Below are 25,016 nucleotides of genomic sequence, written 5' to 3' on the forward strand. Positions count from 1 at the left end.
GCACAGCGTGATGTCTCCAGGCTTTACCGGCGGTCTGCTCGACCGCGCCGATACGCTGCGCCACGATCCCGAGGGGCTCGCCGCTGCGCGCAGCGATTGGCGCGCGCGCGTGCTGCGGCTCGACCGGTTCGAGCCCGAGCTCGATGGCGAGGGCCGGCTCGGCTGGTCCTCGCTCGCCGAGACGCCCGAGGAGGCCGAGCTGATCCTGCTCGGCTTCGACGAGTCGCGCCGCCCGCATTTCGCGGCGTACCTGCCGGGAATGCGCGCGCCCGCCGGGCGCTCGCCGCGGCTGTTCGCTTTGCTCGACCAGTTCGCGCCGGGCGAGGCGGCGACCTATGCCGCGGCGCGCTCGGTGCTCGACTGGCACAGCCGCCACCAGTTCTGCGCCAATTGCGGGCACCAGACCGCGATGTTCCGCGCCGGCTGGGGCCGCGCCTGCCCCAATTGCAAGGCGGAACACTTCCCGCGCGTCGACCCGGTGGTGATCATGATCGCAGAACATGACGGCCGCGCGCTGCTCGGTCGCCAGCCGGCGTTCCCGCCGGGCCGCTACTCGGCGCTGGCGGGGTTCCTCGAGCCCGGCGAGTCGATCGAGGAAGCCGTCGCGCGCGAGATCATGGAGGAGGCGGGCGTACGCGTGACCGACGTGCGCTACATTGCCAGCCAGCCCTGGCCCTTCCCCTCCTCGCTGATGATCGCCTGCGTCGGCGTCGCCGAGAACGACGCAATCACGCTCGACACCAACGAACTGGAGGATGCGATCTGGGTGTCGCGCGACGTGGTGCGCGCGGTACTGGCGGGCGAGGCTGGGCCGTTCTTGCCGCCGCCTTATGCGATCGCGTATACGCTGCTGAAGGCCTGGGCCGAGGGGTAGCGGGCTCCAGGGCGGCCATCGTTCATGCCGCCGAAGATGGCCCAAGCTGATCGGTCAGGCCGACACCGTATCCCCGGGGTGCCGCCCCTCAAAGCCCCCAACCCAACGCGAGATGCCTCAGCCCTTAAGATACGGTGCCGCACCTGCTTTGGGCGAGTCATGTTCGGAGATCGAATTCAGCTGGATGTAATTGTGAATGCCCATCCGTTCGATCATCTCGAACTGGCGTTCGAGCGTGTCGACATGCTCTTCCTCGCTCGCAAGGATACGCGCGAACAAGTCGCGACTGATATAGTCCTTGACCTCTTCGCAATAGGCGATCGCGCCCTTGAGCTGGACGGTCGCCTCGACTTCGAGCGCGAGATCCGACTTGAGGACCTCCTCAACGCTCTCGCCGATCCGCAGGCGGCCGAGCAGCTGGAAATTGGGCAGACCATCGAGGAACAGGATGCGCTCCGACAGCCAGTCGGCGTGCTTCATTTCGTCGATCGATTCCATCCGCTCGTACTGGGCGAGCTTGTAGACGCCCCAATGGTCGAGCATCCGGTAATGGAGCCAATATTGATTGACCGCGGTCAGCTCGTTCTTGAGCGACTCGTTCAAATACTCGATTACTTTGGGGTCGCCGCGCATCGCCATATCTCTCTCAGCCTTAGCGGGGTGTACCGTTGGCGTGTCGCGTTGGGCAAACGAAATCGGGGGATTTCCCCGCGTCTCGAGCCTCGAGCGGGTTAAGCGGCCGCGAGTTCTTCGTCGATGATCGCGCGCGCGGTCGATGCGCACTGACCGCATTTGGGCTGACGATTCATCGAGCGAAACGCTTGGCATGGAGTCCTGCAGCCCGAGCGCGCGCACTGGCGAACATCGGATTCTCGTATGGCATTGCAAACGCAGACGACCATGGAATCTCCCTCTCGATGGAGCCGCAATAGCGCTAATGCGAACCAGTCGCAAGCTAATTGCGTGTGGTTCGCAAGTGGCCAGGGGTAAGCCTTGGCTTGGAAGCGGTGTTTCAGTCCGCAAGAGACTAGCAGCAGGCGGCTGTCCTACATCTCATGGTTCATAATATGTACTGATACGCTCTTTAAAATCGTTGGACCCGCGCCACCGGATCAGCGCAGAAATGGAAACGATCGGCGTCGTAAACATCCCGTCCAGGGGTCAATCGAGTCAACCATCCACCGCCCTTAACGGCGCGTCAGCCCTTCCCTCACCCCCGCACGCGCGCGCGCCGATACGTCCCCAGCACGCGCACCCATTTCGAATGGAACCCGAGTTCCTCGAGCGCATGGTCGAGCCCCGGCTCGCCCGGCCGCCCCTCGACATCGGCGTAGAATTCGGTCGCGGCGAAGCTGCCGCCGCGCTGATAGCTTTCGAGCTTGGTCATGTTGACGCCGTTGGTCGCAAAGCCGCCCATCGCCTTGTAGAGCGCGGCGGGGACGTTCTTCACCTCGAAGATCAGCGTCGTCATCCACGCGCCGTCGCCGCCCTTTACCTCCCATGGCGCGGGATGCCCCGCGCGCGCCAGCACGACGAAGCGCGTCGTGTTGTGATCGGCATCGGCGATATCATTGGCGAGCGTCTCGAGCCCGTACAGCGCCGCCGCGCCCGGCGGGGCGAGCGCCGCGAGCGTCGGGTCGCCACGCTCGGCGACCACCGCCGCTGCGCCCGCGGTGTCGGGATAGGCGACGGGCGAAATGCCGCGCTCGCGCAGCCAGTGCCGGCACTGGCCGAGCGCCTGCGGATGGCTCATCGCCTCGCGCACGCCGGAGAGCGGCCCCTGCCCCATCAGCGCGTAGCGAATCCCCAGGAAATGCTCGCCGGTGATCACCAGCCCCGATTCGGGGAGCAGGAAATGCATGTCGGCGACGCGGCCGTGGAGCGAATTTTCGATCGGGATGATCGCGCAATCGGCGCGCCCGTCGCGCACCGCATCGATCGCATCGGCGAAGTCGAAACAGGGCAGCGGAAGGCCATCCGGGAACGCCTCGAGCGCGGCGATGTGCGAATTTGCGCCGGGCGCGCCCTGGAAGGCGACGGCGCGGCTAGGCGCTGCGGCGGCGGCTTCGGTCATCTGGGCGACAAGCGCGCGGGCGGGTTCGGCGAAATTTTCCATGGGAGCCGGGCGGTAACGGTGTCGCCGCGTCGCGGCAAGCTTGGCTTGCGGTGTCGGACCAGCGAATCTATGGGTCAAGACAACTACGTGGTCCTTCAGGGGGACCCTCCTGCGGCAGAGGCGGAAAAACGAGCATGGATAACCGGACCAACACGATTGCGGGCTGGGTTTTGGGCAGCATGGCGGCTGCGCTCGCGCTCGGTATTGCCGGCCACATGATCGTCGCGCCGATCACGTCGGAAAAGGAAGGCTATCCGATCGAGGCGCCGGCCGATGACGCGGGCGGCGGGCCCGCAGCCCCCGACAAGCCGATCGCCGAACTGATGGCGACCGCCGATGCGGCGCACGGCGCCGACGTCTTCAAGAAGTGCGGCGCCTGCCACACCGTCGCGCAGGGCGGGGCCAACGGCATCGGCCCGAATCTGTGGGCGACGGTCGGCGAAGCGATCGCGCAAGGGAAAGGCGGCTACGCCTTCTCCGACGCGCTCAAGACCGCGGGCGCAGGCAAGAAATGGGATTTCGAAGAGCTCAACAAATGGCTGACGAGCCCGCGCGCTTATGCCTCGGGCACCAAGATGACCTTTGCCGGCCTGACCAGCGCGAAGGATCGCGCCGACGTGATCCTGTATCTCAACACCCAAGGCTCGAACCTGCCGCTGCCGGCACCACCCGCCGGCGCACCGGCTGCGACCGACGCGAAGGCGCCGCCGGCCGCAGGCGCCGCCGATCCGGGCGGCAAGGCCTCGCCGGGCACGACCGACCTCGGCAACGCGACCGCCCCGGCGGCGGCTGGCAAGGTCTCGTCCTCGCCGACGGGCGAAGCGACCGCCGCACCGGTCGCGAAGTAACCTGAAAAGAGAAGGCCCCTTCCCTTCAGAAGTGGCGGGTAAACCGCGCCCCGCGTGGTTTAGGTCAGGCTGGGAGCCTGACCGACCCGACACTGGGTTGGGGTGGGGACGTCACCGCTTGGGACATGTCTCGGTGAGACACTTCCCCACCCCCTACCCCTCCCCTGAAGGGGAGGGGCTAAAGAGCGACCGCCTTCACTTATCGCGGTAGAATTCCTTCACCACCGCCCAGCCTTCCTCGGCGGTTTCGACGAAGGTGAAGATGCCGAGGTCCTTGGCCGACACCACGCCTTCCTCGACCAGCGCCTCGAAATTGACGACGCGCTCCCAGAATTTGCGACCGTAGAGCAGCACCGGGATCGGCTTGATCTTACCCGTCTGGATCAGCGTCAGCAGCTCGAACAGTTCGTCGAACGTCCCAAACCCGCCCGGGAACGCGGCCAGCGCGCGCGCATGGAGCAGGAAGTGCATTTTCCGCAGCGCGAAATAGTGGAACTGCATCGACAGCGCCGGCGTCACATAGGGGTTCGGCGCCTGTTCGTGCGGCAGCACGATGTTGAGCCCGACCGATTCGTAGCCCGCCTCGGCCGCACCGCGATTCGCCGCTTCCATGATCGACGGCCCGCCGCCCGAGCAGACGACGAACTGGCGCTTGCCTTCCTCGTCGATAGGAAAGGCGCTGACGAGCTGCGCGAGCTCATAGGCGACGTCGTAATATTTTGACTTCTCGACCAGGCTTTCGGCGATGCGGATCGCCTGCGCGTTGCCATCGACCGCGTTGCGCGCGAGATCGAGGAGCGCCTGCGCCTTGGCGGGCTCGGGGATCCGCGCCGATCCGTACATCACGAAGGTCGAGCCGATCTTGGCCTCGTCGAGGATCAGTTGCGGCTTGAGCAATTCGAGCTGGAAGCGCACCGGGCGCAGATCCTCGCGCAGCAGGAAATCCATGTCCTGGAAGGCGAGGCGATAGGCCGGGTTCTCGGTCTGCGGCGTGCTGACCGCGGCCTTGGCGGTCTCGGCATCCTGCCGCGCGCGCGCGAAGACGCGGTCGGGAACGTGCGTATGCGTGTCGGGGGTCTGGCTGTCGGGATGCGGTGCGTCCGGGCTGCCCGGTTTCGGAGTCTCTGTCATCCCACGCCTCTAAAACAAGCGCGCGCGGATTTGAAGCCTAGCGGCAGAAAGCCTTGTGATCGTCCTCGAAATGGAAGTGGTTGTAGTGCGCCGCGTTGTAATTGGGGCTGAGCACCGTGCCGAAGCGGCGGCACGCCGAATCGTGGATCGTGCGCAGGAACGCACGCGCATTGGGATCTCCACCGTTCCAATCCTGCTGCACGGTGATCCGCCGCCCATTCTTGAGCACGACGCCCGAAAAATCGACCGCATTGGCGAGCGCGTGGCCCGACAAGCGCCCCGCCCCCGCCGCCGAGCCGATCACCGCACGGCAGGCATAGGTCCCCATGCTCTCGATCCGCACCACGTCACTGCCGAGCATCTGGCGCGCCGCGGGGGCGACGGCATGTTCGATCCACCCGGTGAAGCTGCGCGCGAGACCGCAGCGCATCGCCTTCAGATTCGTGACGGGCACGCCGATGTCGATCAGCTGCACCGCCCCGACGATCCGGCATCCGCCGCCATAATCGCGATCGGGCAGCGGCGAATAGCGGACATCCTCGCGCGACAGATCGGCGAAGCACGCCTGCGTCTCGCGACTCGTTGGCAGGCTGAGCGTGATCGGCCGGCTCCCGCGCGGTCGCGTCGGAGGGCGCTGGTCGTGGCCGTTCGAGCAAGCGGCAAGCAGCAGCGACACGAGGACGATGACGATTCGGCGCGACATAGCCCCCCCGATACCCGCGTGTCGGTTAACGCCGCCACAACCTTGCGACGAACGACTCATCGCTTGACGCGCGCCGCCACGCCACTAGGACCGGCGACGGGCCACGCGGTCCCAACGCCGCGCGTGCTCTCTGTGAGGAGAGACTACATGACTGACTTACCTGCCGTCCCGGCGATCAAACCGGCGCGTCCGTACTTTTCTTCCGGCCCGTGTGCGAAACCGCCCGGCTGGTCCCCCGAAAACCTGGCTACCGAATCGCTCGGCCGCTCGCACCGTTCGAAGATCGGCAAGACGCGCCTGCAGCTCTGCATCGATCTGATGCGCGAGCTGCTCAAGCTCCCCGACACGCATCGCATCGGCATCGTCCCCGGTTCCGACACCGGCGCGTTCGAAATGGCGATGTGGACGATGCTGGGTGCCAAGCCCGTAACCACGCTCGCGTGGGAAAGCTTCGGCGAAGGCTGGGTCACCGACGCGGTCAAGCAGCTCAAGATAGATCCCACCGTCGTGCGCGCCGATTACGGCCAGCTGCCCGATCTGAACGCGGTCGATTGGTCGAACGACGTTCTGTTCACCTGGAACGGCACCACCTCGGGCGTGCGCGTGCCGAATGCCGACTGGATCCCCGAGACTCGCGAAGGCCTGTCCTTCGCCGACGCGACCAGCGCGGTGTTCGCCTATGACATCGACTGGGCCAAGATCGATGTCGCGACCTTCTCGTGGCAGAAAGTGCTCGGCGGCGAAGGCGGTCACGGCGTGCTGATCCTCGGCCCGCGCGCGGTCGAGCGGCTCGAGAGCTACACCCCCGCCTGGCCGCTGCCGAAGGTGTTCCGCCTCGTCTCGAAGGGCAAGCTCACCGAGGGCGTGTTCAAGGGCGAGACGATCAACACCCCGTCGATGCTCGCGGTCGAGGATTGCATCGCCGCGCTCGAATGGGCGAAGTCGGTCGGCGGCGCAGACGGGCTGATTGCCCGCTCGGACGCCAATGCCGCGGCGCTCGACCAGATTGTGGCGGAGCGTTCGTGGCTCGGCCATCTCGCCGCCGACGAAGCGACGCGGTCGAAGACCAGCGTCTGCCTGACGGTCGAGGGCGCCGACGAGGCATTCATCAAGACCTTCGCCGGTCTGCTCGAAAAGCAGGGCGCGGCGTATGACGTCGCCGGGTATCGCGATGCCCCTCCGGGCTTGCGCATCTGGTGCGGCGCGACGGTCGACACCGCCGATGTGGTCGCGCTCGGCCCGTGGCTCGACTGGGCCTACGCGACCGCCAAGGCCGCCTGAGCTCTTCTCCCTCTCCCCTCCGGGGAGAGGGTCGGGGAGAGGGGCTGTCACAGACACCGCCCTCTCCCGTATTTCGCATTCCCCCTCTCCCCTACCCTCTCCCCGCAAGCGGGGAGAGGGAGCAGAAGGAAAAACCCATGCCAAAAGTCCTCATTTCCGACAAAATGGACCCCAAAGCCGCCCAGATCTTCCGCGAACGCGGCGTCGAGGTCGACGAGATCACCGGCAAGACCCCCGAAGAAGTGATCGCGATCATCGGCCAATATGACGGCCTCGCGATCCGCAGCTCGACCAAGGTGACCAAGGCGATCCTCGCCGCCGCGACCAATTTGAAGGTCATCGGCCGCGCCGGCATCGGCGTCGACAATGTCGATATCCCCGCCGCCTCGGCGCAGGGCGTCGTCGTGATGAACACCCCGTTCGGCAACTCGATCACCACCGCCGAGCACGCCATCGCGCTCATGTTCGCGCTCGCGCGCCAGCTGCCCGAGGCCGACGCCTCGACCCAGGCCGGCAAGTGGGAGAAGAACCGCTTCATGGGCGTCGAGCTCACCGCCAAGACGCTCGGCCTGATCGGCGCGGGCAACATCGGCGGCATCGTCGCCGACCGTGCGCTCGGCCTGCGGATGAAGGTCGTCGCCTACGATCCGTTCCTCTCGCCTGAGCGTGCCGTCGAACTCGGCGTCGAGAAGGTCGAGCTCGAAGAGCTGCTTGCCCGCGCCGACTTCATCACGCTCCACACGCCGCTCACCGACCAGACGCGCAACATCCTGTCAGCCGAGAACCTCGCCAAGACGAAGAAGGGCGTGCGCATCATCAACTGCGCGCGCGGCGGCTTGATCGACGAGGCGGCGCTCAAGGCAGGCCTCGATTCGGGTCACATCGGCGGCGCGGCACTCGACGTGTTCGTGCAGGAGCCGGCCAAGGAATCGCCTTTGTTCGGCACGCCCAACTTCGTCTCGACACCGCATCTCGGCGCCTCGACCGACGAAGCGCAGGTCAATGTCGCGATCCAGGTCGCCGAGCAGATGTCGGATTATCTGATGTCGGGCGGCATCACCAACGCGCTCAACGTGCCGTCGCTCTCGGCCGAGGAAGCGCCGCGGTTGAAGCCGTACATGGCGCTCGCCGAGAAGCTCGGTTCGCTGGTCGGTCAGCTCACCACCGGCTCGATCGGGCGGATCTCGATCCACAGCGAGGGTGCGGCCGCCGAGCTCAACCAGAAGCCGATGGTGTCGGCGGTGCTCGCCGGGTTCCTGCGCACGCAGACCGACACGGTCAACATGGTGAACGCGCCGTTGCTCGCCAAGGAGCGCGGCATGGAAGTCCGCGAGATCAAGACCGAGCGCGAGGGCGATTACCACACGCTGCTGCGCGTCTCGGTCAAGACCGATGCGGGCGAGCGTTCGGTCGCGGGCACGCTGTTCGGGGACGCCGCGCCGCGGCTGGTCGAACTGTTCGGCATCAAGGTCGAGGCCGATCTCGCCGGGCACATGCTGTACGTCGTCAACGAGGATGCGCCGGGCTTCATCGGACGTCTGGGCACGTTGCTCGGGACGGGCGGCGTCAATATCGGCACCTTCCATCTCGGTCGCCGCTCGGCGGGTGGCGAAGCGGTGTTGCTGCTGTCGATCGACGAAGCGCTGACGCCGGAATTGCTGGCGCAAGTCCGCGCGCTCCCGGGCGTGAAGACCGCGATGGGCTTGGCGTTCTAAAGCACTAACGGTACCTTCTCTTCTCCCTCTCCCCTCCGGGGAGAGGGCCGGGGAGAGGGGCCGTGCCACAAACCGACAAGCAACTGCTCGCACGCGCCAAACACATGCGCAGCAACCCGACACCTGCCGAAGCCCGCCTCTGGTATAATCTCCGCGCCAAACGCTTCGAAGCCGTCAAGTTCAGCCATCAAGTCGTCATCTATCCCTACATCGCCGACTTCGTCGCGCGCTCCAGAAAACTCGTAATCGAGCTTGACGGCGACACCCACGCCGACGACGGAGCCTATGACGCCCGCCGCACCACGTGGCTGGAACAGCAAGGGTATCGCGTGATCCGCTTCGCTAATGCCGACGTGGTGGGAAATCTCGACGGCGTGCTTGAAGTCATCAGCGCCGCGCTTGTGACTGCCCCTCTCCCCGGCCCTCTCCCCGAAGGGGAGAGGGAGAAAGAAGCGACGTGACCACCGCCCTCCTGCCCACCGGCTTCCACGACCGCCTCCCGCCCTTCGCCGATGCCGCCGCGCGGCTCGAGCAAGCCTTGCTCGGCGCAGCGCACGCCTATGGCTACGAACGCGCTGACCCCGCGCTCGCCGAGTTCGAAGCCGGCCTCGCCGGTCGTCTCAAGGCCGCGCGCGCGCAGGATGCCGTGCGCTTCGTCGATCCCGTATCCCAGGCGACGCTCGCGATCCGCCCCGACATGACCGCGCAGATCGGCCGCATCGCCGCGACCCGGATGGGCCACCACCCGCGCCCGGTCCGCCTGTCCTATGCCGGCCCGGTGCTCAAGCTGCGCGCCTCGCAACTCTCCCCCGAGCGGGAAATGCGCCAGATCGGCTGCGAACTGATCGGCCTCGACACGATCGCCGCCGCGCGCGAGATCGTCGAGGTCGCGGTCGCCGCCCTCGCCGCGGCGGGTGTGGCTGACGTCTCGATCGATTTCACGCTGCCCGATTTGATCGATGTGCTCGCGAACGGCCCCTTTCCGGTCGAACCCGGCCAGATCGACACCCTGCGCGACCGGCTCGACGCCAAGGATGCGGGGGCGGTCGCCGCGCTCGCTCCCGCCTATCTTCCGCTGATCGAGGCGGCAGGCCCCTTCGAGACCGCGCACGACCGGCTCTGCGCGTTCGATGCCGGCGGTGCGCTGACCTCGCGGCTCGACGGGCTGTGGCAGATCGCCGAAGGGCTGAAGGGCCGCGTCGCGCTGACGCTCGACCCGACCGAGCGGCACGGCTTCGAATATCAGAGCTGGCTCGGCTTCTCGATCTTCGCGGGCGGCGTGCTCGGCGAGATCGGGCGCGGCGGCAGCTATACGATCGTCCATGAAAACGGCGCGGAGGAAGCCGCGGTCGGCTTCTCGCTCTACGCCGATGCGATCGTTGCGGCGGGGCTTGCCGAGGTCGACCGACGCCGGCTGTTCGTGCCGGTAGGCACCGATCCTGCGGTCGCAGCCGCGATGCGCGCGGCAGGCTGGGTCACGGTCGCGGCGCTCGAAGCGGGGGATACGCCCGAGGCGCAGGTCTGCACCCACGTGCTCGCCGACGGTGAACCGCGCGCGCTGTAGGCGCAACGCCCGCGGCACGGCGCGACTGGTAGCGCTGCTGCTTCACGTCCATCGGGTGACTGTCCGCACGACGGGCAAACGTAAGGCCGCGCGCGGAGCCGCGGGCCGATCGCCTACGCACATCCCCGGAAGAGCAGGCGCCGCCGCCGCGCGGACGATAACGCCCCCTCCCGGCGCCCAGGCGATTTGGTGACAAATTTCGCACAACGTCCATGTTTTCGTTTCGGACGGCGTCCAACGGCGGTTAATTTGTAGTACAAGCCTTGCACGCGGCCCGATCGGCTGATACGCACCCCCTCAATCGGGCAAAGCCGAAGACATTGGAGGGGAAGGACATGAGCTTGTTCACGACGACCGCACTCGGACGCATCCTGGCATGTGGCATGGCGGTTTCCGCCAGCAGCGCAGCCTTTGCGCAAGCCGCGCCGACCCAGCCCAACGATCCCGCCCCTTCGCCGACCGCGCTCGCCGAACAAGGCACGCCGGCGGAAACCGCGGGCACCGACATCATCGTCACCGCGCAGAAGCGCGCCGAACGCGTCCAGGACGTGCCGCTCGCGGTGCAGGTGCTGACCGGCGACGCGCTCCAGGCGCAGGGCGTGCGGCAGTTCGCCGACCTCACCAAGGCGGCGCCGTCGCTGATCATCCGCCCCGCCGAGCAGCCGGTCAATGCGTCGATCTCGATCCGCGGAATCGGCACCTTCGCCTTCTCGCCGAGCGTCGAGCCGAGCGTCGCGGTGCAGATCGACGACGTCCCCGTGCAGTTCCTCGCACGCGCCTTCGCCGATCTGTCGGACATCGAGCGGATCGAAGTGCTGCGCGGTCCGCAAAGCACGCTGTACGGTCGCTCGGCCTCGGCCGGCCTGCTCAACATCGTCACGCAGGGCCCCAGCGCGCATCTCACCGGACGCGTCGGCGGGCTCGTCACGACCGACCGCGAATATAGCGGCAACGCCGCTCTGTCGGGGCCGATCACCGACACGCTCGGCTTCCGCACCAGCGTCAATTACGACAATTTCGCGGGCAACGTCCGCAATTTGTACAATGGCGAGCGCGTCAACGGCTTCCGCACGCTCTCGACGCGCGGCAAGCTCGTCTGGAACCCGACGCCGACGCTCAACCTGACCGCGCAGATCGGCTATATCGATGGTCACACCACGATCGGCCGTCCCTTCGCCCGCGTCTCGCCCAATGCGCGGTTGCGCGGCGTCGCCGCCTATACGCCCGCAGTGTTCGCCCCCGGCGTGACCTTTACCGACGACAACACCAACGTCGTCAACAACGTGACCTCGGGCACCGATTACAGCGACTTCTCGCAGTCGCTGCGCGCTTCGCTCGATCTCGGTTTCGCCTCGCTGGTGTCGATCACCGCCTGGGACCACTTCAAGCAGTTCGACATTCTCGACCAGGACGAATCGGCGATCGCCGCGCTCGACAATCGCCAGTTCGGCACGTTCAACACGCATGCTTTCTCGCAGGAACTGCGGCTGGTCTCATCGGGCAAGACGCGCCTGCGCTACACGCTCGGCCTGTTCTATTCGAACCTCAATCTGACGCGTGATTTCACGCGCGGGCCGTTCTTCTCGGTGGCGCGCTGGTACGCGACCAACGGCAACAAGCAGTACGCCGCGTTCGGCCAGGCCGAATATGAGATCATCGACGGCACCTCGCTGATCGGCGGCATCCGCGCGGGCCACGGCAAGATCGACTACACCTTCCTCGATTATGCCGCGAACAATGCAAAGTTCGCCGGCAACAATTCGGAAGATTACCAGACCTACAAGGCCGGTATCCAGCAACGCATCACCAGCGACGTGATGGCGTTCGCCACCTTCGCCACCGGGCACAAGGGGCAGGCCTATGACATCGGCACCGGCTTCAACCTGGTGCGGCAGAATTCGGGTCCGGTCCGCCCCGAGACGTCGAAGGATTGGCAGCTCGGCGTCAAGTCGCAGTTCCTTGATCGCAAGGTCACGCTCAACGTGACGCTGTTCAACACGACCTTCGACAATTTCCAGGCGCAGGGGATCGAGACGCTCGCCGACGGGACGATCAACTTCCGCCTCGCCAATGTCGGCAAGCTGCGGACGCGCGGCGTCGAGGTCGAGGGCGGCGTACGCTTCAGCCGCGATCTCAATCTCAGCGGCGGCGTGACCTATGTCGATGCGAAGATCCTCTCCTTCCCGTTCGCGCAATGCTATCCCGGCCAGACCGTCGCGCAGGGCTGCGTCGGCAGTCCCTCGCGACAGGATCTGGCGGGGTATCGCCCGGCACAGGCGCCCGAATGGAAACTGTCGGTCAGCGCCGATTACACGCCGAGCCTGACCCCGACGCTCGATGGCGTCTTCCAGGCGGCATATAACTATCAGAGTTCGTTTAACTTCGGGATCAACCGCGATCCCGAGACGATCCAGAAGGCCTATGGCATCCTCAATCTGTCGTTCGGCATCCGTGGGGCCGATCGCAAATGGGAGCTGGTCGGCTTCGTCAACAATGTGTTCGACAAGCACTATTTCTTCAACGTCAACAATTCGTACGGCAACCAGGGCAACGCGCAGGCGACGCAGAGCAACCTGCCGCGCGACTTCAACCGCTATGCAGGGGTGCGGGCGAGCCACACTTTCTGAAGCTGGCCGACGAACGAAAGGCCGGGCGCTCCGTCGAGCGCCCGGCCTTTTGCTGTGTGATGCGCGCCCCGCCCCAAAATTCGTCACCCCGGCCTTGTGCCGGGGTCCACCGGGATACGCGTCCTGCCGCTAAAGCGCGCGCGGGACGGTGGGCCCCGGCACAAGGCCGGGGTGACGGGGGGAGGATGAGACCCTAGTCAACCCAACGCCAAACCGCTCAGCGCAGCTGGCAAATATCCAGCACGTTCATGTCGTTATAGTCGAGATTCTCGCCCGCCATCGCCCAGATGAAGCCGTACGCGCGCGTCCCCGCGCCCATATGCACCGACCAGGGCGGCGAGATCACCGCTTCCTCGTTCGCCAGCACGATGTGCCGCAGCGCATCCTCCTGCCCCATATAATGGAACACGCGGTCGTCGGGGCCGAGATCGAAGTAGAGATAGATTTCCGAACGCCGCTCATGGATGTGCGGCGGCATCGTGTTCCACACGCTGCCGGGCTTGAGCAGCGTCATGCCGAGGCACAGCGACGCGCTCCCGCAGGTATGCGGCAGGAGCAGCTGGTAGATCGTCCGGTCGTTCGATTCCTCAAGGCTGCCACGCTCGAGCGGCGTGACGTCGGCCATCGCCAGCTTGCGCAACGGGAAGGCACGGTGCGCGGGGACGCTCAGCAGATAATAGCGCGCCTCCGCACCCGCGAAGGTCACGTCGACCGACCCCATCGGCACGTACAGCGCCTCGCACCGATCGAGCGCGAACGCCTCCCCGTCGACCGTCACCACGCCCGGCCCGCCGATATTGACGATCCCGAGTTCGCGTCGCTCGAGCAACGGATGGCCGGCCGCACTCGCCGGCTCGGTCTGCTGCGGCAGTGCGAGCGTTCCCGCGCCCGGCACCGCGCCACCGATGATGAAGCGCTCGCCATGCGAATAGGTCAGCACGATCTCGCCGGAGCGGAACAGGCCGCCGACGCGGTAGCGATCGCGCAGCTCTTCGTTCGACGCGCACGCCATCATGTCGGGGTGCGTCGCGTAATAGGTCTTTTCGAACACAGGGGGTACTCCGGGAAAGGTCAGCGCTTGGACGGCGCGCGATCGAGCTCGGCGACGGCGGTCGCCGCGAGCAGGAAGGCGCCGACGCCGTAGAATTGCGTGTCGTCGGCCGCGACGCGTTCGGGGCGGTCGCTGACCTGCTGCACCCAGCCAAGCCGCCCATCGGGTTGCAGGCTGCGGACGAGCGCGTCCCAGCCCTTGCGCACCACCGGCGTATAGGCCGCGCGGTCGAGCAGGCCCGCTCTGACGCCCCACGCCATGCCATAGGTGTAGAAGCCCGTCCCGCTCGATTCCGGCGGCGACTCCTCGGGCGCGAGCAGCGACGGCGCCCAATAGCCGTCGGGCTTCTGGAGGCCCTTCAGCGTTCCCGCCATTTCGACGAACAGCTTTTCCATCCGCACGCGGTCGGGATCGCCCTTGGGCAGCAGCGGGATGATCCGCGCCATCGCCGCGAACACCCAGCCATTGCCGCGGCTCCAGAACTGCTTGCGCTGCGCCTCGTCGCGGCGTTCGAAGAAGCGGCTGTCGCGGTAGAAGAGGTGCGCGGCGGGATCGAACAGGAAGTCGGTCGTCGCCCAGAACTCGCGCAAGGCATAGTCGCGATAGCGGCGGTCGCCGGTCTGGCGCGACAGCTCGATCATCGCGGGCGGCGCCATGAACAATGCATCGCACCAGCAATAGCGCGTCAGGCATTCGGTGCCGTCATAGCCCGATGGCGGCTGATAGAAAGCCAGCCCGACGCGCGGCGGATTGGCGACGATATAGTCGAAGCGCGCGCGTGTCGGGGCGATCGCCGCGGCGCCCGCGCCATGTTTTGCCGCCCACAGATACGACTGCGTGATGACCAGATCGTCGGCATGATACGGCCGCTTCGCCGGCGTCCAGTCGTTGGCGCGCCCCGTCGCGACCACCGCCTGCGCGATCTCGGGCGGGGCCCCTGCATCAGCGAGCGCGGTCATCCCGACCCAGAACACTGCTTGTTCCCAGGCGCGCGGATTGCGCGTCTCGGTGGTGATCCGCGAGACATGGCCGGTGTCGGTCATGTGCGCGAGCTGCCACTGCGCGAGCTTGGTGGCGAGCGCGACAGCGTCGCGCGCCTGGGGCGCCGCAGCCGCCTGTGGCGCAGGCGCGGCGAGGAGCGGCGTCGACAGCAGCGCGGTGCTGGCGAGCAGGACGAGCGAGCGAGCGATCATGACGAACCTTCCGGAAGGGGCGTGCCGGCCGGATCGACAGCGACCCGCGCGAGCCTGGGACTGAGCAAGTGGAGCGCGATCAGCGCGATGAAATAGGCGCCGCCCGCCACCGCGAAGATCGGCGCATAGCTGCCCGACAGATCGAGCACATAGCCGACGAACTTGGCGATCAGCATCCCGCCGATCGCCCCCGCCGTCCCGCCGATCCCGACGACCGACCCCACCGCGGTGCGCGGAAAGAGATCCGACGGCAAGGTGAGCAAATTGGCGGAGAAGGCCTGATGCCCCGCGGTCGCCAGCCCGATCAACAGCACCGCGGTCCACAGCGAATCGATATATTGCACCGAGACGATCGGCAGCACGGCGAACGCGCAGACGAGCATCGTCAGCTTGCGCGCAGCGTTGACGCTGACCCCGGCGCGGATCATCCGCGACGACGCCCAACCGCCCGCGATGCTCCCGAGATCGGACATCACGTAGATCACGATCAGCGGCGGGCCGAAGCTCTTGAGATCGAGCCCGTAGCGCTTGCCGAGGAAGTCAGGCAGCCAGAACAGGAACATCCACCAGATCGGATCGGTGAGGAATTTGGGCACCGCATAGGCCCAGGTCGCGCGGATCCCGAACAGCCGCCGCCACGGCAGCGGCGCGCTCGGCTGCACCGGATCGCTCTGGATCAGCGCGAGTTCAGCGGCGGAGACGCGCGGATGCTCGGTCGGGCGGCGATAGATGGCGAGCCACGCGACCAGCCAGATCACGCTGAACGCGCCGGTCGCGATGAATGCCGCGCGCCAGCCGTACGCGAGCGCGATCGCAGGGACGAGCAAAGGCGTGACGATTGCGCCGACATTGGCGCCGGCGTTGAAGATGCCGACCGCGAAGGCGCGCTCACGCTGCGGAAACCATTCGGCGACCGTTTTCAGCCCCGCCGGGAAATTGCCCGATTCCCCAAGCCCGAGCGCGAACCGCGCGATGGCGAATTGCGTGACGCCGCCGACAAAGCCGTGCGCGACATGCGCCAGCGTCCAGAAGGTGAAGGCAATCGCATAGCCGACCCGCGCGCCCGCGACGTCGATCATCCGCCCGACCGCGAGGAAGCCGATGGCATAGGCCGCCTGGAACCAGAAGACGATGTCGGCATATTGGCTCTCGCGCCAGCCGAGATCGGCCTGCAGCAAGGGCTTGAGCACGCCGATCATCTGGCGGTCGACATAGTTGATCGCGGTGGCGGCAAACAGCAGCCCGCAGATCACCCAGCGATACGATCCGGCGCGGCGCGCGGCGTCGGTGATCGTGGCGTCGGCGGCGGTCATGGCTGGGGGCGCTTCATGGCGCGGAATGGTCGAAGGCCCGATCGGCATAGTCTACGCATTCAGGCCACTCACCTTCCCGGCTGCCCCGAAATCTGACGCCGGGATCCGCCTACTTGTAGTACAACTGAAAAGCGGTCGTCAATCGCTCGTGCCGCTATCCTCCACCTTCGGGCGCAGGCTGGTCGTCTCGCTCAATTGCGAGTGGCGGCTGAGGCTTTCCTGCATGTGATGCCGCGCCGCTTCGCGCGCGCGTGTCGAATCCATCCGCACGATCGCGTCTAGGATCGCCTCATGCTCGCCCTGCACCTTGGCGGCATAGGCGCGGTGGGCTTCCTCCGACTGATCGCGCAGATAGAGGTTGCGCGGCGGGACGAGGCGCAGGCCCAGAAATTCGATCAGCCGCTCGTAATAATGGTTCTGCGTCGCGCGCGCGATCGCGAGGTGGAAGCCGCTGTCGGCGCGCGCGGCAGCTTCGGGATCGTCGATCACCGCCTCCATCTGCGCGAGCGCGTCGCGGATCGCGCCGATGTCGGCGGTAGTGCGCCGCGCCGCCGCCAGCGCCGCCATCTCGGTTTCGAGCGCGAGCCGCATCTCGAGCAATTTGATAACGTCGGTGAGTTCGCTCATCTCGTCGCGCGTCACCTGGAAGGCGCGGTATTGCGCGGTTGCGGCGACGAACACGCCCGACCCCTGGCGCGACGTCGTCAGCCCCTGCGCCGACAGCCGCGCGACCGCCTCGCGCACCACGGTGCGGCTGACATTCTCCGCCGCCGAGATCTCGAGCTGCGTCGGGAAGCGCGACCCCGGCGGCATCGCGCCGCTGCGGATCCGCTCCTCGAGCTTGGCGAACAGCCCATCGGTCAGCGAGGCTGAATTTCGTGCCACCGGCGTCTCCTTCGCAACGGCGCCGAGAAAGCGCGGCGCTCGCTGCTTGTCATACGAATTTTGCAGTTGTAGCATAACTGCTAACATCGAAGAGCGCTGAGCGCTACGGTCAACGGAGAGGCGTCATCGTGCGTTCGGCATTCCCCTTATTGCTCGCGGGCGCAGCGTGTCTCGCGCCGATCACCGCGGCGGCGCAGAGCGCGCCCGTCCCACCGATCCAGCCACAAATCTCGTCAGATCGGCCCGATTGGGAAAATCCTGCCGTCTTCGCAATCGGTAAGGAGCCGCCGCGTGCGACGGGCTTCCCATTCGAGAGCCGCGCCAAGGCGATCGCCGGGCACCGCACCAAGTCCGATCGCTTCCTGCTGCTGAGCGGACAATGGTCGTTCGCTTTCTCGCCCAACGCCGATCAGCTGCCGGCCGGCTTCGAGAAGCCCAATTACGACGTCTCGCAGTGGAAGACGATCAAGGTCCCCGCCGACTGGCAGGCCGAAGGCTACGACCAGGCGCGCTACAACAACATCACCTACCCCTTCCCCGCCAACCGCCCGCTGATCCCGCACGCGACCAACCCGGTCGGATCGTACCGCCGCGATGTCGAGGTGCCGGCGGGCTGGTCGGGCAGCGACGTGATCCTGCACATCGGCGCGGCGGGATCGGCCTATTACGTCTGGGTCAACGGCGCCAAGGTCGGCTATTCCGAGGACAGCAAGCTGCCGTCGGAATTCGACGTGAGCCGCTATCTGAAACCCGGCCACAATACGATCGCGATCCAGGTCTATCGCTGGTCCGACGGCAGCTATCTCGAGGATCAGGATTTCTGGCGCGTCTCGGGGATCGAGCGCGAAGTGTTCCTGATGGCGGCGCCGAAGACGCGGATCCGCGATTTCTTCGTCCATGCCGGGCTCGACGAGCGCTATCGCGACGGCAAGCTCGCGGTCGATCTCGCGGTTACGCCGGCCAAGGGTGCGACCAGCGCGCGGATCGTGCTGCTCGATGGCGACCGCGTCGTCACCGAGAAGTCGGCATCAATCGCCGCGAGCTCCGCCGAACGCTCTGTCTCGATCGCGACGACGATCCCAGACGTCAGACCCTGGACCGCCGAGACGCCCAATCTCTATATGCTGCTGGTCGAGCTCTACGACGCGAAGGGCGCGATCGTGCAGTCGACCTATAGCCGTATCGGCTTCCGCACCGTCGCGATCCAGAACGGCCTCGTCACCGTCAACGGTCGGCCGATCACGATCCGCGGCGTCAACCGCCACGAGCATGATCCCGAGACCTTCCACGTCATCTCGCTCGAATCGATGGAGCGCGACATCCAGCTGATGAAACGCGCCAACATCAACGCGATCCGCACCTCGCATTACCCCAATGACCCGCGGCTCTACGAGCTCGCCGACCGCTATGGCCTCTATGTCATGGACGAGGCCGATATCGAGAGCCACGCCTATATGGACTGGTCGAACAACCATCCCACGCAGCGCGGGCAATATCAGCTCGGCTTCGATCCCGCCTGGAAGGCCGCGCACGTCGCGCGCGTCACCAACATGGTCGAGCGCGACAAGAACCACCCCTCGATCCTCTTCTGGTCGCTCGGCAACGAGGCCGGGATCGGCCCGAACTTCGCCGCCGCCGCTGCCGCCGCCAAGCAGCGCGATCCCTCGCGGCTGATCAGCTATCTAGGCTGGGGCACGTGGGACGGGCGGTTCGAACATCACCCCAACGATTTCGCCGACATCTATGCGCCGATGTACGACACCGCCGCCAAGCTGGTCGATTACGCGACCAACTGGTCGTTCCGGCAGCCTTTAATCATGTGCGAATATGCGCATATGATGGGCAATTCGGGCGGCGACCTGAAGGAATATTGGGACGCGATCTATGCGCATCCCGACAAGTTGCAGGGCGGCTTCATCTGGGACTGGGTCGACCAGTCGATGTACCGCAAGACTAAGGACGGTCGACGCTATTGGGGCATGGGCGGTGAATATGGCCCCAACCCCGGCGGCGAATTGGAATTCGGTGACGGCCTGATCCAGTCCGACCGCACGCCGAACCCGCAACTGTTCGAGCTGACCAAGGTCTATGCGCCGATCCAGTTCGAGGGCTTCGACCCCGCCAGCGGTGCGCTGCGGGTCACCAACCATTATGATTTCGCCAGCCTCGCCGGACTCGATCTCGGCTGGCAGATGCTCGAGGACGGCGTCGTCGTCGCGCGCGGGACGATGCCCGCGCTCGCCACCGCGGCGCGCGGGCACGAGACGACGACGCTCGCTTTGCCCGCGATCGCGCGCAAGCCGGGCGCCGAATATCTGCTCAACGTCGTCGCCCGCGCCAAGGACGCCAGCACCCCCGCAATCGCCGCGGGCCAGGTGATCGGCTGGGAGCAGTTCCCACTCGGCGCCGCTGTGGCGGTCGCGAAACCTGCCTCCTCGGGCAAGGTCGACGTCTCGCAGGCAGGCGGCATGGTCAAGCTGCGTGCCGCGGGCGCCGAACTCGTACTCGATCGCAAGACCGGGTTGCTCGTCCGCTACGCCGCGAACGGCCGCACGCTGCTGCGCGGCGGCACGCCCGATTTCTACCGCGCCTTGACCGACAATGACGTCGGCGTCGGCGTCGAGCGCACCCATACCGTGTGGAAAACAGCGTCGAGCGAGCGCACCGTCGAGGCGGTCGAGCAGCACACAACCCCCGGCGGCGCCGACGTCACGATCCGCTACCGCATCGGCAAGGACGTCGCGCGCTTCGTCACGCGCTACGCGATGGCGGGCGACGGCACGGTGGCGGTCGAGGGCAGCTTCACCCCGCTGCGCACCGATCTGCCCGATCCGCTGCGGATAGGCCTGTCCTATGCCATGCCCGGCAGCTTCGACACGCTCGAATGGTACGGCCGCGGCCCGCACGAAAGCTATTCGGATCGCAAGACCAGCGCGCCGATCGGCTTGTGGCGCGGGGCGATCGCCGAGCAGAACCACGATTACATGCGGCCGCAGGAAACCGGCAACAAGGTCGATGTGCGCTGGATGGAGCTGTCGGATCACGCCACCGGCGGTCTGCGCGTCCAGGGCGACGTACCGCTGTCGATGAACGCGCTCGCCTTCCCTTACGACGATCTCTCGCACCGCGCGCCGGGCACGCGCCGCAGCTCGGATATCGTTCCCCATGATGAGGTTTCGTTGATGATCGATGCAGTCCAGTCCGGGATCGGCGGCGACACGCAATGGGACCAGACCGGGCGCCCGCTCCCCCGCTATCGGATCGCGCTCGCGCCGCGCAGCTTCGGCTTTCGGCTGAGCCCGTTCAGCGGCGCGGGCACCACCCCGACGCTCGCCCGCCCCGCCTCGGCGACCGGCGTCGCGGAGGTGATCCAGTGAGCGCGCGCGTTCACTCCCGCCTGCTCGCCGGCACGATGCTGCTCCTCGCGGGCGCCGCCGTCGCGCAGGAGGCCACCACTCCGACGATGCCCCCGATCAGCACCCCGCTGCCGCCCGCGCCCGACCGCCAGCCGCACGCCGCGGTCAAGCTCGCCGACTATCGCTATGACGATCTGCTGTGGGAGAACGATCGCACTGCGCACCGCATCTACGGCCATGCGCTCGAGGCGGCCGAACCACCGTCGGGCTCGGGGATCGATTCGTGGGGCAAGAATGTCATCTGGCCGTTCGCTGATCGCCAGCTGCGCAGCGGCGACCAGCACAGCTATCATGGCGAGGGGCTCGATTTCTACAATGTCGGCACCGGGCGCGGCGCCGGCGGGCTCGGCATCTGGCACGACAACAAGCTGTGGACCTCGCGCAACTACACCCGCTACCGGATCCTCAAGAACGGCCCCGACGCCGCGGATTTCGAGGTCGATTATGCGCCGTGGCCGGTCGAGGTCGATCGCCGCGTGTGGGAGACGCGCCGCTTCACGCTCCCCGTCGGCACGCAGTTCACGCGGATGGTCTCGACGCTGTCTTCCGACAAGCCGGGTCCGCTGACCGTCGGCATCGGCATCGGCCGCCACGCGATCGGATCGAGCGAAGGCGCGCTGACGGTCGACCGCGCGCACGGCATCCTCTCCTTCTGGAGCGCCGAGGATGGCGTCCACGGCCGGATGGCGATCGCGCTGAAGGTCGATCCGGCGATGATAGTCGATGTGAAGAACGACTTCGACAATTACCTCGTCCTGCTCAAGGTCGAGCCGGGCAAGCCGTTCGTCTATTATTCGGGCTCGGCGTGGGACAAGGGCGTCGGCGGCTTCCGCACACGCGCCGAGTGGGACCGCTACGTCCTTTCCGCCCCCGCCGATTTCCGCGTGCCGACCGACCGCCGCCAGGGGAAGACACGATGAAGCGCCGCGACTTCATGGCCGCCGCGCTCGCGACCGGGTTCATCGCCGACACTGCACTCGGCACCAGCGCCGAGGCCGCGCCCCGCGCGCCCACCGGATCATCGGACCGCGCCTATATGGTCGATCTGCTCGCGCGGATGGCGAAGCCCGTGCTCGGTCCGATGGCGACCGGCCAGCTCCACGCGCGCTTCAAGCCCGAGCTCAGCCCGACCTGGGACGGGCGCGATCCCGGCGTCGCCTATCTCGAATGCTTCGGCCGCCTGATGGCAGGCATCGCGCCTTGGCTGTCGCTCCCCGCCGACACCACCCCCGAGGGCCGACTGCGCGAGACGCTCCAGCAGCAGGCGGTGGCGAGCTATGCGCATTCGGTCGATCCGCGCAGCCCCGACTGCCTGTTGTGGCACGGCCAGGCGCAGGCGCTCGTCGACTCGGCCTATTTCACCAACGCGCTGATGCGCGCGCCCAAGCAATTGTGGGAGCCGCTCGACACGACGACGAAGCAACGCATCGTCGCGGTCATCAAGGGCCTGCGCGACGTCTCGCCGCCCTATACCAATTGGCTGCTGTTCGCGGCGATGAACGAGGCGTTCCTGCTGTCGATCGGCGAGCAATGGGATCCGGTGCGGATCGACCTCGCGATCCGCAAGGTCAACGAATGGTATGTCGGCGATGGCTGGTACGGCGATGGCCCGCACTTCCATTTCGACTTCTACGGCGCGTACGTGATCCATCCGATGCTCGTCGAGATCCTCGAAGTGCTCGTCGCCACGGGCGCGAAGTTCAATAGCCTGGCGACCAAGGATCTGCTCGATCAAGCCTATCGCCGGATGCAGCGGTTCGGCGAGTGTCTCGAACGGATGATCGGCCCCGACGGCAGCTATCCGCCGATCGGCCGGTCGCTGACCTATCGCACCTCGGTGTTCCAGCCGCTCGGCCTGCTCGCCTGGCGGGGCCGCCTGCCCAAATCGCTCCCCGCCGGCCAGGTGCGCGGCGCGACATTGGCCGCGCAACGTGCGGTCTTCCGCTTCCCCGGCAATTTCGACGCGAACGGCTATCTGACAATCGGCTTCACCGGCCACCAGCCTGCGCTGGGCGATTGGTATTCGAATGCCGGCAGCATGTATCTCGTGGCGGAAAGCCTGGTCGCGCTCGGGCTCCCCGCCGACGCGCCCTATTGGACCGACCCGCTCCAGCCGTGGACCGCGAAACGCGCCTTTGCCGGGGAAGCATTCGCGAAGGATTATTATTCGGACGCTTAACGTCGCGCGAATATCGCGAGACGCGCGGGGCCGGGCGGCGTCGTTGCGCGACGAACCCGACTGACAGGATGGGACGTCCGCCCGCGACGCCCGCCAGCCCCCCGCTTGATTTACCCCGCCACACGCGCTACGCCGCATCCATTCCGAAATTGGGAATTCTCGTCATCGGGCCTTGGCAGGTCCGGGCGGCGGGCCCATGTCCAAACTTCGGCTAAAAGAACATGAGTGCAAAGACCGTGGCGAAGACGACTCCCCTCGAATTCATCCGACAGGTCCAGGCCGAGACCAAGAAGGTCGTCTGGCCGACCCGGCGCGAGACGATCATGACCGGCGTGATGGTCGTCATCATGACGACGCTGCTCGGCCTGTTCTTCTTCATCGTCGACACGGGGTTCGAAGCGATCGTCCACCTGCTGCTCAGCCTCGCCAAATAATCTAGGTAAAAGACACATGGCACGCTGGTACATCATTCACGCCTATTCGGGTTTCGAGGGCAAGGTCCGCGATTCGATCATGGCCGAGGCGACCCGCATGGGCCTCGAGCAGCTCGTCGAGCAGATCGAAGTCCCGACCGAGACGATCACCGAGGCGCGCCGCGGCAAGAAGATCCTCGTCGAGCGCAAGTTCATGCCGGGCTACGTGCTCGCCAAGCTCAACATGAACGACGACGTCTATCACCTCGTCAAGAACACCCCGAAGGTGACCGGCTTCCTCGGGCCGAACGGCAAGCCGCAGGCGATTCCGGAATCGGAAGCCGCGCGGATGCTCAGCACCAAGGACGAGGCCGCTGCCGCCGCCCCCAAGGCGAAGGTCAAGGTCGACTTCGAGATCGGCGATTCGGTCAAGGTGCTCGACGGCCCGTTCGCGAGCTTCAACGGCATCGTCGAAGAGCTCGATTTCGATCGCAGCCGCGTCAAGGTGTCGGTTTCGATCTTCGGTCGTGCGACCCCGGTCGAGCTCGAGTTCGAGCAAGTCGAACGCAGCAAGTCGTAAGGCGCAGGCCGCACGCGGATAGCGAAGCTATCCGCGAGACGGCCAAGACCGGCCGGCGGGTCGCGGCACGCGAGCCCGTCCGACGCCAGACGCGGGATTTACTCCCGCGTCCCTTCCCGCAAGCGCGCCCAACCGTCACCCCGGGCTCGTCCCGGGGTCCACCGGGATACGCGCCCTACGACCGCAGCACGTGCGGCACAGTGGCCCCCGGCACAAGGCCGGGGTGACGGTGGAGGTTAATAACGGGCCGAGACGCCCGACTCGCTTCAATCGTTCAGCAAGTTCAAATGCAGATAGGCCGACTGAAAATCGGCCACCGACCGTAGCTGCGCCGCATCAAGAATCACGATCGTGCGCGCGCGCCGCGCGATGAGCTCGTCGCGCTCAAGCAGCTTGAGCATGCGGTTGACATGGACCGGGGTCAGCCCGAGCGCATCGCCGATCTGCTCCTGCGTCATCGGCAGCGTGTCGCAATCGCCGCTCTCGTCATTGACGACTTCGAGCCGCACCGCACATTCGCACAACAGATGCGCCAGCCGCATCAGCGCGTCGCGTCGCCCGATATTGGCGATCCACTCCCACGCGATCGAGCCGTCGACCAGCGTGTCGAGCCAGAAGGCATGCGCGATCGCGGGATATCTTGCGGCGATATCCAGCAAGTCGACGCGCGGAATCCGGGCCATCGTGATCGCCGTCAACGCCTGGACGCTGTGATCGGCAATCTTGAGCAGCGAGTTCTGCAGATCGACCGCGTCCCCGGGCACTTGCAGCGCGATGATTTGCCGCCCGCCGTCGCCCACGATCTTCTGCCGATAGGCGAAGCCCTCGAGCAGCACGCAGGTAAAGTCCGCCCGCTCGCCCTGGCGAACCAGATAATGGCCGGGCTCAAGCATCTTTACGGTAAAGGGCAGCCCCAGCAACGCGGCCTCGTCCGCCGAATCGAACCGACTGCGTCGTTTCAGCTTGACCAGCAAACGCTGGAGTGTGTCTGTCATGGATCGTTCCCGGTAACGGCGGGAGCGCAAAACTCTCAGTCATCGGACGCCAAGAAGCTCGATGATGGCACACCATAACACAGATTGTGTATGATGCGGTGCACAAACGTTGCACGCGGGATTTCGGCACAT

At 66.4% G+C, this 25,016-nt stretch carries 22 protein-coding genes; 12 read left to right on the top strand and 10 right to left on the bottom strand.

Annotated elements, in window-relative coordinates:
• The first annotated feature begins 10 nt into the window (after positions 1-10).
• On the top strand, positions 11-874 hold the full coding sequence (nudC, locus tag EAH76_RS00870; protein ID WP_431357969.1) for an NAD(+) diphosphatase: 864 nt from the start codon (positions 11-13) through the stop codon (positions 872-874).
• Positions 875-991: 117 nt separating this feature from the next.
• Here nudC and bfr read toward each other — a convergent pair whose 3' ends face one another.
• From bfr to EAH76_RS00885, 3 genes are all read right to left on the bottom strand, one after another.
• A complete protein-coding gene (bfr, locus tag EAH76_RS00875; RefSeq protein ID WP_140848271.1) occupies positions 992-1,507 on the bottom strand; it encodes a bacterioferritin in 516 nt (171 codons plus the stop codon).
• Between the two features lie 98 nt (positions 1,508-1,605).
• Complete coding sequence (locus EAH76_RS24370; RefSeq protein WP_140846815.1) at positions 1,606-1,776, bottom strand: (2Fe-2S)-binding protein; 171 nt, start codon at positions 1,774-1,776, stop codon at positions 1,606-1,608.
• A gap of 308 nt (positions 1,777-2,084) precedes the next feature.
• Positions 2,085-2,990 (bottom strand): prephenate dehydratase, encoded by a 906-nt coding sequence (locus tag EAH76_RS00885; protein WP_140846816.1) that lies wholly within the window; start codon positions 2,988-2,990, stop codon positions 2,085-2,087.
• A gap of 134 nt (positions 2,991-3,124) precedes the next feature.
• Here EAH76_RS00885 and EAH76_RS00890 point away from each other — a divergent pair, with 134 nt between their 5' ends.
• Complete coding sequence (locus EAH76_RS00890) at positions 3,125-3,838, top strand: c-type cytochrome (RefSeq protein ID WP_140846819.1); 714 nt, start codon at positions 3,125-3,127, stop codon at positions 3,836-3,838.
• Positions 3,839-4,033: 195 nt separating this feature from the next.
• Here the strand turns inward: EAH76_RS00890 and EAH76_RS00895 are convergent, their stop codons facing one another.
• Both EAH76_RS00895 and EAH76_RS00900 read right to left on the bottom strand, forming a co-directional pair.
• Positions 4,034-4,969: an LOG family protein gene (locus EAH76_RS00895; RefSeq protein WP_140846820.1), complete on the bottom strand. Its 936-nt coding sequence runs from the start codon at positions 4,967-4,969 to the stop codon at positions 4,034-4,036.
• Between the two features lie 37 nt (positions 4,970-5,006).
• A complete protein-coding gene (locus tag EAH76_RS00900; RefSeq protein WP_140846821.1) occupies positions 5,007-5,672 on the bottom strand; it encodes an extensin family protein in 666 nt (221 codons plus the stop codon).
• 147 nt (positions 5,673-5,819) lie between these two features.
• On the opposite strand from EAH76_RS00900, the gene EAH76_RS00905 reads away from it, so the two are divergent.
• The 5 genes from EAH76_RS00905 (at position 5,820) to EAH76_RS00925 (ending at position 12,859) form a co-directional block, all read left to right on the top strand.
• A complete protein-coding gene (locus EAH76_RS00905) occupies positions 5,820-6,953 on the top strand; it encodes a phosphoserine transaminase (RefSeq protein ID WP_140846822.1) in 1,134 nt (377 codons plus the stop codon).
• A 137-nt stretch (positions 6,954-7,090) separates the two neighbouring features.
• The gene (gene serA / locus EAH76_RS00910) at positions 7,091-8,668 is read left to right on the top strand and encodes a phosphoglycerate dehydrogenase (RefSeq protein ID WP_140846824.1); all 1,578 of its coding nucleotides are present in this window, start codon (positions 7,091-7,093) and stop codon (positions 8,666-8,668) included.
• 104 nt (positions 8,669-8,772) lie between these two features.
• A complete protein-coding gene (locus EAH76_RS00915; RefSeq protein ID WP_241659542.1) occupies positions 8,773-9,129 on the top strand; it encodes an endonuclease domain-containing protein in 357 nt (118 codons plus the stop codon).
• Positions 9,126-10,232 carry an ATP phosphoribosyltransferase regulatory subunit gene (locus tag EAH76_RS00920; RefSeq protein ID WP_140846826.1) on the top strand — a complete coding sequence of 369 codons (1,107 nt, stop codon included), beginning with the start codon at positions 9,126-9,128 and terminating at the stop codon, positions 10,230-10,232. Before EAH76_RS00915 ends, EAH76_RS00920 begins: the two co-directional genes overlap by 4 nt.
• A 335-nt stretch (positions 10,233-10,567) precedes the next feature.
• Positions 10,568-12,859, top strand: coding sequence for a TonB-dependent receptor (locus EAH76_RS00925; RefSeq protein ID WP_140846829.1), 2,292 nt, complete (start codon positions 10,568-10,570; stop codon positions 12,857-12,859).
• Between the two features lie 217 nt (positions 12,860-13,076).
• On the opposite strand, the gene kduI is transcribed toward EAH76_RS00925, so the two are convergent.
• From kduI to EAH76_RS00945, 4 genes are all read right to left on the bottom strand, one after another.
• Positions 13,077-13,910, bottom strand: a complete 834-nt coding sequence (gene kduI / locus EAH76_RS00930; protein ID WP_140846830.1) for a 5-dehydro-4-deoxy-D-glucuronate isomerase — start codon at positions 13,908-13,910, stop codon at positions 13,077-13,079.
• 20 nt (positions 13,911-13,930) lie between these two features.
• Positions 13,931-15,103, bottom strand: a complete 1,173-nt coding sequence (locus EAH76_RS00935; RefSeq protein ID WP_194150918.1) for a glycoside hydrolase family 88/105 protein — start codon at positions 15,101-15,103, stop codon at positions 13,931-13,933.
• Complete coding sequence (locus EAH76_RS00940) at positions 15,100-16,416, bottom strand: MFS transporter (RefSeq protein ID WP_140846831.1); 1,317 nt, start codon at positions 16,414-16,416, stop codon at positions 15,100-15,102. Before EAH76_RS00940 ends, EAH76_RS00935 begins: the two co-directional genes overlap by 4 nt.
• Before the next feature lie 138 nt (positions 16,417-16,554).
• Positions 16,555-17,301: a FadR/GntR family transcriptional regulator gene (locus EAH76_RS00945; protein ID WP_347233073.1), complete on the bottom strand. Its 747-nt coding sequence runs from the start codon at positions 17,299-17,301 to the stop codon at positions 16,555-16,557.
• A 128-nt stretch (positions 17,302-17,429) separates the two neighbouring features.
• On the opposite strand from EAH76_RS00945, the gene EAH76_RS00950 reads away from it, so the two are divergent.
• The 5 genes from EAH76_RS00950 to nusG all read left to right on the top strand — a co-directional run bounded on the left by EAH76_RS00950 (position 17,430) and on the right by nusG (position 23,889).
• A complete protein-coding gene (locus tag EAH76_RS00950; RefSeq protein ID WP_431357960.1) occupies positions 17,430-20,678 on the top strand; it encodes a glycoside hydrolase family 2 TIM barrel-domain containing protein in 3,249 nt (1,082 codons plus the stop codon).
• Positions 20,675-21,637 (top strand): DUF4861 family protein, encoded by a 963-nt coding sequence (locus EAH76_RS00955; RefSeq protein ID WP_140846834.1) that lies wholly within the window; start codon positions 20,675-20,677, stop codon positions 21,635-21,637. Before EAH76_RS00950 ends, EAH76_RS00955 begins: the two co-directional genes overlap by 4 nt.
• Positions 21,634-22,896 carry a DUF2264 domain-containing protein gene (locus tag EAH76_RS00960; protein ID WP_140846836.1) on the top strand — a complete coding sequence of 421 codons (1,263 nt, stop codon included), beginning with the start codon at positions 21,634-21,636 and terminating at the stop codon, positions 22,894-22,896. Before EAH76_RS00955 ends, EAH76_RS00960 begins: the two co-directional genes overlap by 4 nt.
• Before the next feature lie 236 nt (positions 22,897-23,132).
• Positions 23,133-23,330 (top strand): preprotein translocase subunit SecE, encoded by a 198-nt coding sequence (gene secE / locus EAH76_RS00965; protein WP_029625164.1) that lies wholly within the window; start codon positions 23,133-23,135, stop codon positions 23,328-23,330.
• 16 nt (positions 23,331-23,346) lie between these two features.
• On the top strand, positions 23,347-23,889 hold the full coding sequence (gene nusG, locus EAH76_RS00970) for a transcription termination/antitermination protein NusG (RefSeq protein ID WP_140846841.1): 543 nt from the start codon (positions 23,347-23,349) through the stop codon (positions 23,887-23,889).
• Between the two features lie 266 nt (positions 23,890-24,155).
• Here the strand turns inward: nusG and EAH76_RS00975 are convergent, their stop codons facing one another.
• The gene (locus tag EAH76_RS00975; RefSeq protein ID WP_140846842.1) at positions 24,156-24,884 is read right to left on the bottom strand and encodes a Crp/Fnr family transcriptional regulator; all 729 of its coding nucleotides are present in this window, start codon (positions 24,882-24,884) and stop codon (positions 24,156-24,158) included.
• Between the last annotated feature and the right edge of the window lie 132 nt (positions 24,885-25,016).

Origin of the sequence: Sphingomonas glacialis, from assembly GCF_006439055.1 — a bacterium.
Taxonomy (GTDB): domain Bacteria; phylum Pseudomonadota; class Alphaproteobacteria; order Sphingomonadales; family Sphingomonadaceae; genus Sphingomonas; species Sphingomonas glacialis_A.

What these genes read in the sequence shown, in the direction of transcription:
- EAH76_RS24370 (WP_140846815.1), bottom strand. Translation starts at nt 1,776, where the DNA reads ATGGTCGTCTGCGTTTGCAATGCCATACGAGAATCCGATGTTCGCCAG.
- EAH76_RS00935 (WP_194150918.1), bottom strand. Translation starts at nt 15,103, where the DNA reads ATGATCGCTCGCTCGCTCGTCCTGCTCGCCAGCACCGCGCTGCTGTCG.
- EAH76_RS00940 (WP_140846831.1), bottom strand. Translation starts at nt 16,416, where the DNA reads ATGACCGCCGCCGACGCCACGATCACCGACGCCGCGCGCCGCGCCGGA.
- nusG (WP_140846841.1), top strand. Translation starts at nt 23,347, where the DNA reads ATGGCACGCTGGTACATCATTCACGCCTATTCGGGTTTCGAGGGCAAG.
- EAH76_RS00975 (WP_140846842.1), bottom strand. Translation starts at nt 24,884, where the DNA reads ATGACAGACACACTCCAGCGTTTGCTGGTCAAGCTGAAACGACGCAGT.
- EAH76_RS00895 (WP_140846820.1), bottom strand. Translation starts at nt 4,969, where the DNA reads ATGACAGAGACTCCGAAACCGGGCAGCCCGGACGCACCGCATCCCGAC.
- EAH76_RS00915 (WP_241659542.1), top strand. Translation starts at nt 8,773, where the DNA reads ATGCGCAGCAACCCGACACCTGCCGAAGCCCGCCTCTGGTATAATCTC.
- EAH76_RS00960 (WP_140846836.1), top strand. Translation starts at nt 21,634, where the DNA reads ATGAAGCGCCGCGACTTCATGGCCGCCGCGCTCGCGACCGGGTTCATC.
- EAH76_RS00925 (WP_140846829.1), top strand. Translation starts at nt 10,568, where the DNA reads ATGAGCTTGTTCACGACGACCGCACTCGGACGCATCCTGGCATGTGGC.
- nudC (WP_431357969.1), top strand. Translation starts at nt 11, where the DNA reads ATGTCTCCAGGCTTTACCGGCGGTCTGCTCGACCGCGCCGATACGCTG.
- EAH76_RS00890 (WP_140846819.1), top strand. Translation starts at nt 3,125, where the DNA reads ATGGATAACCGGACCAACACGATTGCGGGCTGGGTTTTGGGCAGCATG.
- EAH76_RS00885 (WP_140846816.1), bottom strand. Translation starts at nt 2,990, where the DNA reads ATGGAAAATTTCGCCGAACCCGCCCGCGCGCTTGTCGCCCAGATGACC.
- EAH76_RS00905 (WP_140846822.1), top strand. Translation starts at nt 5,820, where the DNA reads ATGACTGACTTACCTGCCGTCCCGGCGATCAAACCGGCGCGTCCGTAC.
- serA (WP_140846824.1), top strand. Translation starts at nt 7,091, where the DNA reads ATGCCAAAAGTCCTCATTTCCGACAAAATGGACCCCAAAGCCGCCCAG.
- EAH76_RS00900 (WP_140846821.1), bottom strand. Translation starts at nt 5,672, where the DNA reads ATGTCGCGCCGAATCGTCATCGTCCTCGTGTCGCTGCTGCTTGCCGCT.
- bfr (WP_140848271.1), bottom strand. Translation starts at nt 1,507, where the DNA reads ATGCGCGGCGACCCCAAAGTAATCGAGTATTTGAACGAGTCGCTCAAG.